Here is a 13,856-nt window from a genome sequence, read left to right as displayed (position 1 = left end):
TGAAAAGATGGGCGGAACTGTCACGAACCGAGGAGATGACCGCGTGCCTGGCACGAATCTGACCCGCGAAGAGGCGCAGCAGCGGGCGCGCCTGCTGACCGTGGACTCGTACGAGATCGATCTCGATCTGAGCGGTGCGCAGGAGGGCGGGACCTACCGGTCCGTGACCACCGTGCGCTTCGACTCCGCGGAGGACGGCGCGGAGAGCTTCATCGACCTGGTCGCCCCCGCGGTCCACGAGGTCGTGCTGAACGGCAAGTCCCTGGACGTCGCCGCCGTGTTCCGCGACTCGCGCATCGCGCTGAAGCATCTGCACGCCGGGCGCAACGAGCTGCGGGTGGTCGCCGACTGCTCGTACACCAACACCGGTGAGGGCCTGCACCGTTTCGTCGATCCGGTGGACCAGCAGGCGTATCTCTACACGCAGTTCGAGGTGCCGGACGCCCGCCGGGTGTTCGCCAGCTTCGAGCAGCCGGACCTCAAGGCGACATTCCGTTTCACGGTGACCGCCCCCGAGGGCTGGACCGTGATCTCCAACTCGCCGACCCCGGAGCCGAAGGACAACGTCTGGCGCTTCGAGCCGACGCCCCGGATCTCCACGTACATCACGGCGCTCATCGTCGGTCCGTACCACGCGGTCCACAGCTCGTACGAGAAGGACGGCCAGTCCGTCCCGCTGGGCATCTACTGCCGGCCCTCGCTGGCCGAGTTCCTGGACGCGGACGCGATCTTCGAGGTCACCCGGCAGGGCTTCGACTGGTTCCAGGAGAAGTTCGACTACGCGTACCCCTTCGCCAAGTACGACCAGCTCTTCGTCCCCGAGTTCAACGCGGGCGCGATGGAGAACGCGGGCGCGGTGACCATCCGCGACCAGTACGTCTTCCGCTCGAAGGTGACGGACGCGGCGTACGAGGTACGGGCCGAGACCATCCTGCACGAGCTCGCCCACATGTGGTTCGGCGACCTCGTCACCATGGAGTGGTGGAACGACCTGTGGCTGAACGAGTCGTTCGCCACCTACACCTCCATCGCCTGCCAGGCCGCCGCACCCGGCTCCCGCTGGCCGCACTCGTGGACCACGTTCGCGAACTCGATGAAGACGTGGGCGTACCGGCAGGACCAACTGCCCTCCACGCACCCGATCATGGCCGAGATCGGTGACCTCGACGACGTCCTGGTCAACTTCGACGGCATCACCTACGCCAAGGGCGCCTCGGTGCTCAAGCAGCTCGTCGCCTACGTCGGCGAGGACGAGTTCTTCCGCGGTGTGCAGGCGTACTTCAAGGCGCACGCCTTCGGCAACACCCGGCTGACCGACCTGCTCGGCGCACTGGAGGAGACCTCCGGCCGGGATCTCCAGACCTGGTCGCAGAAGTGGCTCCAGACGGCCGGCATCAACATCCTGCGCCCGGAGATCGAGGTGTCGGACGAGGGCCATGTCACCTCCTTCTCCGTACGCCAGGAGGCCCCCGCGCTGCCCGCCGGCGCCAAGGGCGAGCCCATCCTGCGTCCGCACCGGATCGCGATCGGCTGCTACGACCTCGACGCCGCCGGCAAGCTGGTGCGCACGAGCCGGATCGAGCTGGACGTCGACGGCGAGCTCACCGATGTGCCCTTCCCGCAGAACACCCGCCGCCCCGCGGTGGTCCTGCTCAACGACGACGACCTGACGTACGCGAAGGTCCGGCTCGACGAGGAGTCGCTGAGGGTCGTCACCGAGCACCTCGGCGACTTCACCGAGTCGCTGCCGCGTGCGCTGTCCTGGGCCTCCGCCTGGGACATGACCCGCGACGGCGAACTGCCGGCCCGGGCCTATCTGTCGCTGGTCCTGTCCGGCATCGGCAAGGAGTCGGACATCGGTGTGGTGCAGTCGCTGCACCGCCAGGTGAAGCTGGCGATCGACCTGTACGGCGCGCCCGAGTGGCGCGAGGCGGGCCTGACCCAGTGGACCGACGCGACCCTCGCGCACCTGCGGGCCGCCGAGGCCGGCAGCGACCACCAGCTGGCCTGGGCACGGGCGTTCGCCGCGACGGCGCGGACCCCGCAGCAGCTGGACCTGCTCCAGGCGCTGCTGGACGGCACCGAGTCGGTCGAGGGCCTGGCCGTGGACACCGAGCTGCGCTGGGCGTTCGTGGAGCGCCTGGCCTCGGTGGGGCTGCTGGAGGAGGACGAGATCGCGGCGGAGTACGAGCGGGACAAGACGGCCGCCGGTGAGCGCCATGCGGCGACCGCGCGTTCCGCCCGGCCGACGCCGGAGGCCAAGGCCGAGGCGTGGGCGTCCGTCGTGGAGAGCGACAAGCTGCCCAACTCCATGCAGGAGTCGGTGATCGCCGGGTTCGTCCAGAGCGACCAGCGCGAACTCCTCGCCCCCTACGCGGAGAAGTTCTTCTCCTCGGTCAAGGGCGTGTGGGAGTCCCGCAGCCACGAGATGGCCCAGCAGATCGCGGTCGGTCTCTACCCGTCCCTCCAGGTCTCCCAGGACACGCTGGACGCCACCGACGCGTGGCTGGACTCCGCGGAGCCGAACGCGGCGCTGCGGCGGCTGATCTCGGAGTCGCGCGCCGGTGTGGAGCGGGCGCTGAGGGCGCAGGCGGCCGACGCGGCCTCCGCGTAGCGGGACAGTTCAGCTCGGGCCGTTGAACGGCCGCGGCGGTCCGGACGCACCGGGCCGCCGCGGTGACGTCCGAACGACGGCCGCGCTTCGGGCGCCCGGACCGCAGGGTCCGGGCGCCTTCGCGTTCTCCGGGGCCTTCGGGTTCCTGGGCCTTCGGCGTGCTCTGGGGGCGGCCGTCGCCTCAGACCGCGCGCAGGCCGCCCGGCCGGCGCCCCGTGAGGCGGTCGAGGGCAGTGGCCGTGGCCTCGTCGGCCGGGAGATGGATCAGCAGGCGCTGGTCGTCGTCGGCCGGCAGCTCCAGCGTCTCGTGGGCGAGGCGCAGTTCACCCGCCTCGGGGTGGGCCCACCGGGTCACGCCCGTCGGCCTCGGCAGACCCGGGAGGCTCTCCACCCGCGCCGAGAAGCCGGTGCCCGCGGTGAGCGCCAACTCGTCCGCGAGGAGGGCGATATGGGGGTCCGCGCGGAACGGGCCCTCCTTGAGCGTGGCGACCAGTTCGTCCGCGACCGGGTCCCAGTCGGGGTAGAGCGTCCGTGCCCGCGCGTCGGTGAACACGAAGCGCGCGAGATTGGGCGGAGTGCCGTCCAGCAGTCCGGCGGGTCCGGCGAGACGGGCGTAGCCGTCCGTCCAGGCGAGCTGGTCGCTCAGCCGGTTCAGCAGCACGGCGGGCGCGGGCTCCAGCCGCTCCATCAGGGCGCGGACGGTGGGGCGGACCGTTCTGCTCGGTCCCGCGTCCCCGCGGCAGGTGAACCCGCCGTCCGCCGCCTTGATCAGCCGGTGCAGATGCATACGTTCGGCCGGGGTGAGCCGCAGCGCCTCGGCGAGCGCGGACAGCACCTGCGGGGACGGCCTGCGGTCGCGCCCCTGTTCCAGCCGGGTCACGTACTCGACGCTCACGCCCGCGAGGGTGGCCACCTCGGAGCGGCGCAGACCGGGCGTACGGCGGCGGGAGCCGGCCGGCAGGCCCACCTCGGCGGGTGTGACGGCTTCGCGGCGCGTCCGCAGGAACAGGCCGAGCTCGTTGTCGCTCACCATTCGAACGTAACAGCCGTGGCCGGCCGGATCGTGGCCCTGCCACTACCAGCATCGGCCCGGTCTTCCTGGCACGGGCGCCGGAGCGCAGGTTGGTGGGACACCCCGGCCGGCCGGGCCGTTCGACAAGGAGCACCTCATGTCCGACATCGTGTCCGACCTCGCGTCCGAAGCGCCTCTGCGACTCGCGGTGATCATCGGCAGTGTCCGGGAGGGAAGGTTCGGACCGGTGGTGGCGCGCTGGTTCGCCGAACAGGCCGAGCAGCACGGCGCGTTCACCGTCGACGTGATCGATCTCGCGGATACGCCGCTGCCGCTGGAACTGCCGCCCGTGCCTCCCGCGCTGGAGCCCGACATGGCCCGCCCGGACGGGATGGCGGACCTGACACGGCGGCTGGGGGCGGCGGACGCGGTCGTCGTGGTGACGCCCGAGTACAACCGCAGCTTCCCGGCGTCCCTGAAGGCGGCCGTCGACTGGCACTACACGCAATGGCAGGCCAAACCGGTCGGCTTCGTGGGCTACAGCGGGGGCAGCGGCGGCATTCTGGCGATGGAACAGCTGCGCCAGGTCTTCGGGGAACTGCACGCGCACACGCTGCGGGACGTCGTGTCCTTCCCGCGCTACTACCTCCTCTTCGACCAGGACGGCACGCTCAAGGAGCCCGAGGGCCCGGCGGGGGCGGCGAAGGTGATGCTGGACCGGCTGGTGTGGTGGGGCTCGGTGCTGCGGGACGCCCGGCGCGAGAGGCCGTTCGCGGCGCAGCTCTAGGACCTGGGGCGGACCGGCGCGTCAGGGCGTCCGTCCCGCGGCCACGCTCCTCAGCGCGTCCAGCACCCTCCCGGCGCCCCGCCCCTCCTCCGCTCCGCTGCGCACCGCCGCCACGACGTGCCGCCGCGGCTGGTCGGCGGTGGGTGCCCGCAACACCACGCCCGGCCGCGCGTCCCGCTCCGCCGTCGCCATCCGTGGGACCAGCGCGACGCCCATCCCCGCCTCGACCATCGCGAGGATCGCCGTCCAGCCCGCGGCCGAGTGCGCCTGTTCGGGGACGAAGCCCGCGGCCTCGCACGCCGCGAGCGTGATCTCGGACCAGGGCCCGCTGCCGCCGAAGATCCAGGGCTCGCCGGACAGGTCCGCCAGCCGCAGGGCCGGCGCCGTGGCCAGCGGGTGACCGGCGGGCAGGGCCACGTCCAGGGGGTCGGCGAGCAGCGGGACGCGGCTGAACTTCGGGTCGCGCGCGGTCGGCGCGTGCGCGGCCAGCGACAGGGCCACGTCCACCTCACCGGCGAGGAGCAGGTCGTAGGCCTCCGCTGCCTCCGCCTCGCGGACGCGTACCTCCAGTGCCGGGTGGTCGCTGCGCAGCCGCTGGACCGCCGGTACGACCAGTGCGGGCACGGCCGTCGAGAAGGCGGCAAGGCGCACCTCCCCCACCTCGCCGTGCAGATAACCGGTCAACTCGGCTTCCGCCCGTTCCAGTTGGGCGAAGACGGCCTCCGCGTGCCGCAGGACGAGATGAGCGGCGTCGGTGAGCCGGACGCGGCGGCCGTGCGCCTCCAGCAGCGGAACGCCCAGCTGCTTGGCGAGGTTGGCGAGCTGCTGCGAGACGGCCGAGGGGGTCATCAGCAGCGCCTCGGCGGTGGCCGTCACGGTCCCCCGCTCGCCCAGCGTGCGGAGGATCCGGAGCTTCCTGATGTCCCACTCGGTCATGTCCGCACCGTATCCGGGGCGCGGCTGGGGGCTGTCCCGTACTGGCGCTTCATCGCGTACGTGGTGAAGATCATCCCGTTGTCGAAGACCCGGCTGCTCGTCACCGCGAGGTCGCTCACGGCGAAGTCCGCGGAGAACATGGGGATACCGGAACCGAGCAGCACGGGGTAGGTCTTCACATGCAGTTCGTCGATCTCTTCGCGCAACTGCCCCGCGAGGACTCCGCCACCGCAGAGGTAGATGTCCAGGCCGTCCTGCGCCTTGAGGTCGCGGGCCGCGGCGGCCGGGTCCTCGGGGACCAGCTCCACCGCCGGGTCGGGCGACGCCTTCAGGCTGCGGGAGACGACGTACTGCCGCATATGGGCGTAGGGGCTGGTCACGCCCATGTCCAGCGCGAGCTGGTAGGTGCCGCGGCCCATCAGCAAGGTGTCGAAGCGGACGTTCTCCGCGTGCTCGATGCCGAGCAGCCGGCGTATGTACGTGGGGAGGGTCTCGGGGTACTGCGTCGTCGCGTACCGGGTGAACTCCTCACTGATCGGATAGATGTTGCCGTCGCCTGCGGGGTCCGCGATGAAGCCGTCGACGGAGGAGGCGATGTAGTACACGAGCTTGCGCACACCGGGTCCTGTTCGTCGGGGAACGAGGGGCGGCCAGATCCCCTGACCACGACATCCATAGTGCTTCATCTGTAGTGGTCACCGCAAGGCCCTTTTCCCGCAGCCTCACCGGCCCCTGCTCGACCCCAGCGCCACCCCGCCGAGGATCAGGGCCATGCACAGCAGTTGCAGCGGCCCCGTCGGCTCGTCGAGCAGGACGAGGGAAAGAGCCGCCACGCACACGGGCTGGAGGTAGTAGACGATTCCCGCGCGGGCCGCGCCGATGAGGGCGATCGCCTTGTTCCATGCGAAAAAGGCGATCGCGGAGGAGAAGACCCCGACATACACCAGCGGCCCCGCGGTGCCCGCCGTCACGGCGAACCCGCCCTGGACGGCGAGGCTGACGCCGTACGCCGGGGCCAGCATCAGCGCGCCGAGGACGAAGGTCGTGAACAGGAAGGCCGGTCCGCCGATCTCGGCGGGCCGCCGTCGCAGCAGGGCGCTGTACGAGGCGAAGCTGAGCGCGGCTCCGAACATCCACAGGTCACCGGTGCCGAAGGACGGAATCGGGGACCCGTCGCCGACGAGCAGCAGGACACCCAGCAGGGCGACCGTCATTCCGGCCACCCGGCGCGGCCCGAGCCGCCGGCCGCCGACGCGTTCGTACACCGCCATCACGACGGGCGACGCGGCCATGATCATGCCCATGTTCCCGGCGGTCGTGGTCACGCCGGCCTGGTTGACGAGCGTGTTGTAGACCGTGACGCCGAGGAGCGCGGCGAGGGTGATCCGGCCGAAGTGGCGGCGGATCAGGGCCCGTTGCCGCCAGGTCTCGCGTGCCGCGAACGGCGCCACGGCGACGATCGCCACCACCCAGCGCCAGAAGGCGGCCTGCACCGGGGGAACCGTCTCGTGGAGGGCCCGCGAGGTGACGAAGCTCCCCGACCAGACGACCGTCGCGACGGCGGCGAGCAGGAGCCCGAGCCCGGAGGCCCGTCGCACCCTTTCCGCCGGCGTCGTCCCGCTGCTGCGGACGTGGTCATGGTCGAGGACTGTCATCGGCTGTCACGCACCTCTCCCCCGAAGGGGTCGACTGGGGTTACGTGAGCCACCGTCGCAGCGACGGAACGCTTAGGTCCATCGAAAACTTTCGATCATTCCTTGAAGGAAAACTGAACGATCCGAGGAACGAGACACGTCCGGGCACGACAAGGGCGCCCCAGGGGTGCGTGCGCACCCCGGGGGCGCCCCGGAGAATGTCGGTGCAGCTACCTCGCGGTCAGGTCTGCTTCCTGGACTTGTCGAGCACCATCACCAGGCCCACGATCAGCAGGAAGATGCCCACCGGCGCGGCGACGAACAGACCCAGCGTCTCGGCCACACTCAGGCCCGGGCCCGGGTCGTCGCCGTCGTCACGCATCGAGGCGACCGCGGGCGACGACAGGAGCAGCATCATCAGCGTCGTACCGGCCGCGACGGCGCCGGCGCGCAAAGCGTTCTTCTTGTCCACGGTGCCAAAAGTAGCGAACGCCTAAGCCGGGCGCGCGTCCGGGGGTGCCGTACGGGGACCGAAGACCTCCATCAGCGCATGCAGCCGGGGTGAGGCGGCCAGCTCCTCCAGCGTCATCGGGTGGCCCTCGGCGTCCGCGACCGGCAGCCGCCAGTTCGGGTACTCGTCCCAGGTGCCGGGCAGATTCTGCGGACGCCGGTCCCCCACCGCGTCGGGCAGCCAGACCCCGACCATCCGGGCGGGTGTCCGCAGCAGGAAGCGGTAGACCGCGCGGATCTGCCCCTCCTCGTCGCTCGTGCCCTCGGGCAGCAGGCCGAGACCGCTGAGCAGCGCGAGCCATTCGCCGACGTCCGCCAGCTCCTGAGTACGCTCCTGCTCCAGAGGACGGGTGAGCAGCCCGAGCCGGTGGCGCAGCTCCACGTGCTCACCGGTCAGCCGGGCCGCGGTGGACGGCAGATCGTGCGTCGTCGCGGTGGCCACACAGCCCTCGCGCCACTGTTCGGGCGGCAGCGGGCGGCCGGTGCGCGACCAGTCCCGTTCGAACCAGAGCACGGAAGTGCCCAGCACACCGCGGCGGGTGAGGGCCTCCCGGACGCCCGGCTCGACGGTGCCGAGGTCCTCCCCTATGACCACGGCCCCGGCGCGGTGGGCCTCCAGCACGAGAACGGCCAGCATCGCCTCGGCGTCGTAGCGGACGTAGGTGCCCTCGGTGGGCGGACTGCCCTCGGGGACCCACCAGAGCCGGAACAGGCCCATGACATGGTCGATGCGCAGGGCACCGGCGTTCTTCAGCAGACCCCGCAGCAGACCGCGGTACGGGGCGTATCCGGAGGCGGCGAGCACGTCGGGCCGCCACGGTGGCAGACCCCAGTCCTGGCCGCGTGCGTTGAAGGCGTCCGGCGGTGCGCCGACCGACATCCCGGCGGCGAAGGCGTCGCGCTGGGCCCAGGCGTCCGCGCCGCCCGGATGCACGCCGACGGCCAGGTCGTGGACGATGCCGACGCCCATGCCCGCCTCGCGGGCCGCCTGTCCCGCCGCGGCCAGTTGCTGGTCGGTGAGCCAGGCGAGCCGGCAGTGGAAGTCGACCCGGTCCATCAGCTCGTGCCGGGCACGGGCGGTCTCCGCCGAGCGGGGGTCCTTGAGCTCCTCGGGCCAGGTGTGCCAGTCCGAGCCGTGCACCTCGGCGAGGGCGCACCAGGTGGCGTGGTCCTCCAGCGCGCGGCCCTGGGCGGACAGGAAGTCCCAGTAGGCGGCGCGGCGGCCGGGCCCGAGCGGCACACGCTGCACCAGGTCCAGGGCCTCGCGCTTCAGCTCCCACACCGCGTCCCGGTCGATCAACGCGCCCTTCTGGAGTACGGCGGTGCGCAGACCGGCGGCCTTCTCGCGCAGCTCGCCCAGCCGTTCCCGGGCGCGCTCGTCCACGTATCCGTACTCGGGGATGTTCTCGATGCGCAGATGGACGGGGTCGGGGAAGCGGCGGGACGAGGGCCGGTACGGCGAGGGGTCCGTGGGTGCTCCGGGCACGGCCGCGTGCAACGGGTTGACCTGCACGAAGCCGGCGCCGAGCGCGCGCCCGGACCAGGTGGCGAGCTCGGCCAGGTCCCCGAGGTCGCCCATCCCCCAGGACCGGTCGGAGAGCAGGGAGTAGAGCTGGACCAGGAAGCCGTGGGAACGGCCGTCGGGCTGCGGCACGGCGGCGGGCGCGACGACGAGCGCGCTGCGGGCGGTGCGGCCGTCGGGCGCCTCGGCCCGCAACTGGTGTACACCGCAGGGCAGTTCCGCCCAGGACGGGGCGACGGCCTCGGCCTGTCCGGCAGTGCCCTCGGCCATACCGGCGGGCGCTGCTCCGTCCTCCGCGCGCCCGGTCAGCCACTCGACGGCCGGCTCGTCGTCAGCGGCGTCCTCGATGTCGATGCGCAGGGCCGTGCCCGCGGGCAGCTCGGCGAGCGCGCGCGGCAGGGAGAAGGGCGCGGTGTCCTCGCGCCACAGGACCACGGTCGGGGGCAGCAGCCGGCTCGCGGCGACGGATTCGGCATGGTCCAGCGCGTCCCGGACGGCCGCGTCGCCGGACGCGTCGACGCCGAGCGCGGCGAGGACGGCGACGACCGTGGTCTCGGGAACGGGGACGGTCACACCCTCGGAGGGCGTGTGGTCGGTGGCGACTCCGTGCAGCGCGGCGAGCCGGGCAAGGCCCATTCAGACTCCTGGGGACTCCGTGCCGCCGGCGGTCCGGGCGGCGGTCGGCTCGCTGGTGAGGGGCGTGATGTCGGCGAGCGGGGGTTCGCTGGTCAGGGGGGCTACGTCGGGCAGCGGGGGTTCACTGGTCAGCGGGCCGGGGCCCGGGACCTGTTTGGACAGGGCGGAAAGCAGCAGATGAGCGGATGCGGCCACGACGGTCACTCCAAACTGACGGTAACGGGTCACACGAGCCCTACCCAGCGGGCGCGACGGCAGACGTGTCGAGGCCCTCCTCGTGTTTCCTGTCACATCCCGTTCCGGCGGCCCCAGTTGGATCACACCACCCATACCGCCCGGCAAATGGTGCACAACGGCCGTGCGCATTGACACCCTCCGTGCGGTGGTGGTGGGCTCGAACCGACCGGTACGGCAAGGGGACGAGGGGAGACCGGCGTGCGGCTCGCGCGCAGCAGGCGTACGGCCACGGCTGTCGCCGTCGCCGTCATCGGAGGTCTCCTCGGGGGTGCGCAGGGCGCGGTCGCCGCGCCGGGCGACCCCGGCACCCCCGTCCGTACGGCCAAGGACCCCGAGGGCGAGTCCGCGCTGCCCGCCGTGTGGCCGCGTCCGCAGCGGATGGCGGCCGCCGGGCCCGCGATACCGCTCGGCGACGAGGCGACGGTCATCGCCGGCGAAGGCGCGGATCCCCATGCCGTGGAGCTCGCGCAGCAACTGCTGCGCGACGCGGGCGTGCGCACCCTCTACACCACGGCACCGGGCCGCGGCCCGGTCGTGCGCGTCGGCGGGACAGGCGCCCAGGACGCCCTGCGCGCCCTGCGCTCGCCCGAACGCACCGATCTGCCCGCGGGCGGCTACCGGATCGCCGTCGGCACCGTCCAGGGCCGTGACACGGTCGCGCTCGACGGCATCGGCGAGGACGGTCTGTTCCACGGCGTCCAGACGCTGCGGCAGCTGATCACCGAACGCCGGGGCGGTGCGGCGGCGGGCAGGACCGTCGCGGGAGTCGTCGTACGCGACTGGCCGGGCACGGCGGTGCGCGGGATGACGGAGGGCTTCTACGGGCAGCCGTGGAGCCACCGCCGGCGGCTCGCCCAGATCGACTTCATGGGTCGCACCAAGCAGAACCGGTACCTCTACGCCCCGGGCGACGACCTGTTCCGGCAGGCGCGCTGGCGCGACCCCTACCCGGCGGCCCAGCGCGCCGAGTTCCGCGAACTGGCCGAGCGGGCGCGGCGCAACCACATCACCCTCGCCTGGGCCGTCGCGCCCGGGCAGGAGATGTGCATGGCCAAGGACGGCGACATCAAGGCGCTGACCCGCAAGATCGACGCCATGTGGGCGCTGGGTGTGCGGGCGTTCCAGCTCCAGTTCCAGGACGTCAGCTACAGCGAGTGGCACTGCGGTGCGGACGCGGACGCCTTCGGCTCGGGCCCGGAGGCGGCGGCGCACGCGCAGGCCCGGGTGGCCGGCGCCGTGGCCCGGCATCTGGCGGATCGGCACCCGGACGCCGCACCCCTGTCGCTGATGCCGACGGAGTTCTACCAGGACGGCGCCACCGATTACCGGCGGGCACTGGCCGAGAAGCTCGACAGCCGCGTCCAGGTGGCCTGGACGGGTGTCGGCGTCGTGCCGCGCACCATCACAGGACAGGAACTGACCGGCGCGCGCGAGGCGTTCAAGCACCCGCTCGTCACCATGGACAACTACCCGGTCAACGACTACGCGCAGGACCGGATCTTCCTCGGCCCCTACACCGGCCGGGAGCCCGCGGTGGCGACCGGCTCCGTCGCCCTGCTGGCCAACGCGATGGAGCAGGCGTCCGCCTCCCGCATCCCGCTGTTCACCGCCGCGGACTACGCCTGGAACCCGAAGGGGTACCGGCCGCAGGAGTCCTGGAGGGCCGCGATAAACGACCTCGCGGGCGGCGACACGAAGACCCGCGAGGCGCTCACCGCCCTGGCGGGCAATCACTCCTCGTCCATCCTCAGCCCCACCGAGTCCGGCTACCTCCAGCCGCTTCTGAACGACTTCTGGCGCACGCGTACCGGCACGGACGCCGCCGCCCGGGACCGCGCGGCCGCCGGGCTGCGCGCCGCCTTCACCGTGATGCGGGAGGCGCCCGAGCGCCTGAAGCGCCCCGCGGACGGGCTGCTGGACGACGAAGTGCGGCCGTGGCTGGAGCAGTTGTCGCGCTACGGACGGGCCGGTGAGCTCTCGGTCGACATGCTCCAGGCGCAGTCCCGCGGCGACGGCGTCACCGCCTGGCGCGCCTCGCTGGACCTGGAGCCGCTGCGCAAGGAGCTGGCGGCCGGGCAGGTCACTGTCGGCAAGGGTGTGCTGAAGCCGTTCGTGGACCGGGCCGTGAAGGAGTCGGCGGCCTGGACGGGCGCGGACCGTGTCGCCGGCACCGCCGGCGAGGACACCGTCCACCTCGGCCGGGCCCGTCCGGTGGGCGCGGTCACCGCGATGACCACACCGGGCACCGCGCCCGGCCGGCTGGAGGCACACGTCCCCGGCCAGGGCTGGCGCCCGCTCGCCGCCCTCTCGCCGAGCGGCTGGACCCAGGCCGACGCGAAGGGCCTGCGGGCGGACGCGGTGCGCGTCGTCCCGGACGGCGCCGAGCCCGTGGCCGTGCGGTCCCTGGTGCCGTGGTTCGCCGACGAGCCGCCCGCCGGACTCGACCTGGTGCGCGACGAGACCGACGCGGAGATCGGCGGCGGTCCGCAGCGGGCCGGAGTCCGGCTGACCCCGCAGCGGCCGGGCGAGGTGCGCGGCACGCTCACCGCCAAGGCCCCGGCCGGGATCAAGGTGACGGTGCCGAAGGAGACGACGGTCCCGCGCGGCCTGCGCACGACCGTGCCCGTCGAGGTGTCCGTCCCGGCGGGCACGCCGGCCGGTGAGTACCGGGTGCCGCTCTCCTTCGGCGGCCAGGAGCGCACGCTGACGGTGCGCGCCTATCCGCGCACCGGAGGTCCGGACCTGGCGCGGGAGAGCGGCGCCGCCGCGTCCTCGTCGGGCGACGAGACGCCCGACTTCCCGGCCCCGGCCGCGGTCGACGGCGATGCGAAGACCCGCTGGTCCTCCCCCGCCGAGGACGGCGCCTGGTGGCAGCTGGAGCTCGCCCGCCCGGCCCGCGTCGGCCAGGTGGTGCTGCACTGGCAGGACGCGTACGCGAAGAAGTACCGCATCCAGGTCTCGGCGGACGGCCGCACCTGGCGCACCGCGGCGACGGTCCAGGACGGCGGGGGCGGACGCGAGTCGGTCCGCATGGACGCGCGCGACACCCGCTTCGTCCGGGTCCAGGGCGAGGCGCGGGCCACGCAGTACGGCTACTCGCTGTGGTCGGTGGAGGCCTACGCGGTCGCGGAATAGCTTCCGCGGAACAGCTTCGGCGGAGCAGCTTCCGCCCGCCGCCGCGGTGCGGGGGCGCGCGAGGGCGCGAGGGACGGGCGGCCGTACGGCACCGACCGCCGTCACGCGCTTCCGTGCCCCGTGGGGCGGACCGCCGTCACACGCTTCGGCCGCCCCTGGGGGCGGACCGGGGCACAAAAAAGGCCTGGTCCTCAGGCAGGGATGCCGTCGATCCGGGCCATCGCGTCGTCCGCGCCGTACGGCTGCAGGTATGGCAGCCAGCGCGGGTCCCTATGTCCGGTCCCGATGATCCGCCAGGCGAGTCCGCTCGGCGGCGCGGGTTGATGGCGCAGGCGCCACCCCAGTTCCCGCAGGTGCCGGTCGGCCTTGACGTGGTTGCAGCGGCGGCAGGCCGCCACCACGTTGTCCCAGACGTGCTGTCCGCCACGGCTGCGCGGAACGACATGGTCGACGCTGGTTGCGACGCCACCGCAGTACATGCAGCGCCCGCCGTCACGGGCGAACAGTGCTTTGCGGGTGAGAGGAACAGGCCCCCGGTAGGGAACCCGTACGAACCGCTTCAGCCGGACGACGCTGGGTGCGGCGATGACACGGGTGGCACTGTGCATGAAGGCGCCGGACTCCTCGAGGCAGAGAGCCTTGTTCTCCAGGACGAGGATGAGCGCGCGGCGGAGCGGTACGACGCCGAGCGGCTCGTACGACGCGTTGAGGACCAGGACGTGCGGCACGGTGGATGCCTCCTTGTACGCCGGCGGCGCGTGGCTCGCGCCGGGACGATCTGCTCTTCAGTCTCTCCTCATGCCTGCTCCGAGCGCCACCACGTAGTGGTAACG

11 protein-coding genes are annotated in these 13,856 nt (G+C 72.6%); 3 read left to right on the top strand and 8 right to left on the bottom strand.

Translation table 11 applies throughout. The features are described from left to right. Positions 1–43 precede the first annotated feature (43 nt). Positions 44–2,614 carry an aminopeptidase N gene (gene pepN / locus RPQ07_RS24295; protein WP_313946294.1) on the top strand — a complete coding sequence of 857 codons (2,571 nt, stop codon included), beginning with the start codon at positions 44–46 and terminating at the stop codon, positions 2,612–2,614. Positions 2,615–2,795: 181 nt separating this feature from the next. Here the strand turns inward: pepN and RPQ07_RS24290 are convergent, their stop codons facing one another. After that, positions 2,796–3,644 carry a helix-turn-helix transcriptional regulator gene (locus RPQ07_RS24290; protein ID WP_313946293.1) on the bottom strand — a complete coding sequence of 283 codons (849 nt, stop codon included), beginning with the start codon at positions 3,642–3,644 and terminating at the stop codon, positions 2,796–2,798. A 139-nt stretch (positions 3,645–3,783) separates the two neighbouring features. Here RPQ07_RS24290 and RPQ07_RS24285 point away from each other — a divergent pair, with 139 nt between their 5' ends. Further along, positions 3,784–4,413, top strand: a complete 630-nt coding sequence (locus RPQ07_RS24285) for an NAD(P)H-dependent oxidoreductase (protein ID WP_313946292.1) — start codon at positions 3,784–3,786, stop codon at positions 4,411–4,413. A gap of 21 nt (positions 4,414–4,434) precedes the next feature. On the opposite strand, the gene RPQ07_RS24280 is transcribed toward RPQ07_RS24285, so the two are convergent. From RPQ07_RS24280 to RPQ07_RS24255, 6 genes are all read right to left on the bottom strand, one after another. Continuing rightward, positions 4,435–5,349 (bottom strand): LysR family transcriptional regulator, encoded by a 915-nt coding sequence (locus RPQ07_RS24280; RefSeq protein WP_313946291.1) that lies wholly within the window; start codon positions 5,347–5,349, stop codon positions 4,435–4,437. Next, the gene (locus RPQ07_RS24275) at positions 5,346–5,966 is read right to left on the bottom strand and encodes a dihydrofolate reductase family protein (RefSeq protein ID WP_313946290.1); all 621 of its coding nucleotides are present in this window, start codon (positions 5,964–5,966) and stop codon (positions 5,346–5,348) included. The genes RPQ07_RS24280 and RPQ07_RS24275 overlap by 4 nt, the downstream gene beginning before the upstream one ends. A 105-nt stretch (positions 5,967–6,071) precedes the next feature. Further along, positions 6,072–7,004, bottom strand: a complete 933-nt coding sequence (locus tag RPQ07_RS24270; protein WP_313946289.1) for a DMT family transporter — start codon at positions 7,002–7,004, stop codon at positions 6,072–6,074. Between the two features lie 220 nt (positions 7,005–7,224). Beyond that, the gene (locus RPQ07_RS24265) at positions 7,225–7,455 is read right to left on the bottom strand and encodes a hypothetical protein (RefSeq protein ID WP_313946288.1); all 231 of its coding nucleotides are present in this window, start codon (positions 7,453–7,455) and stop codon (positions 7,225–7,227) included. Between the two features lie 21 nt (positions 7,456–7,476). Beyond that, complete coding sequence (gene malQ / locus RPQ07_RS24260; RefSeq protein WP_313946287.1) at positions 7,477–9,651, bottom strand: 4-alpha-glucanotransferase; 2,175 nt, start codon at positions 9,649–9,651, stop codon at positions 7,477–7,479. Beyond that, entirely contained in the window at positions 9,652–9,846 is a 195-nt protein-coding gene (locus RPQ07_RS24255) for a hypothetical protein (protein ID WP_313946286.1), read from the bottom strand. Between the two features lie 240 nt (positions 9,847–10,086). Between RPQ07_RS24255 and RPQ07_RS24250 the strand changes: the two genes are divergently transcribed. Then, complete coding sequence (locus RPQ07_RS24250; RefSeq protein WP_313946285.1) at positions 10,087–13,023, top strand: beta-N-acetylglucosaminidase domain-containing protein; 2,937 nt, start codon at positions 10,087–10,089, stop codon at positions 13,021–13,023. Positions 13,024–13,214: 191 nt separating this feature from the next. Here the strand turns inward: RPQ07_RS24250 and RPQ07_RS24245 are convergent, their stop codons facing one another. Continuing rightward, positions 13,215–13,751, bottom strand: a complete 537-nt coding sequence (locus RPQ07_RS24245) for an HNH endonuclease (protein WP_313946284.1) — start codon at positions 13,749–13,751, stop codon at positions 13,215–13,217. Positions 13,752–13,856 lie beyond the last annotated feature (105 nt).

This window comes from Streptomyces sp. AM8-1-1, assembly GCF_032229325.1.
Taxonomy (GTDB): domain Bacteria; phylum Actinomycetota; class Actinomycetes; order Streptomycetales; family Streptomycetaceae; genus Streptomyces; species Streptomyces achmelvichensis.
Note: the sequence above shows the minus strand (reverse complement) of the source record. Positions and strands in the feature narration are given on the sequence as shown.

What these genes read in the sequence shown, in the direction of transcription:
- RPQ07_RS24285 (WP_313946292.1), top strand. Translation starts at nt 3,784, where the DNA reads ATGTCCGACATCGTGTCCGACCTCGCGTCCGAAGCGCCTCTGCGACTC.
- RPQ07_RS24280 (WP_313946291.1), bottom strand. Translation starts at nt 5,349, where the DNA reads ATGACCGAGTGGGACATCAGGAAGCTCCGGATCCTCCGCACGCTGGGC.
- RPQ07_RS24270 (WP_313946289.1), bottom strand. Translation starts at nt 7,004, where the DNA reads ATGACAGTCCTCGACCATGACCACGTCCGCAGCAGCGGGACGACGCCG.
- malQ (WP_313946287.1), bottom strand. Translation starts at nt 9,651, where the DNA reads ATGGGCCTTGCCCGGCTCGCCGCGCTGCACGGAGTCGCCACCGACCAC.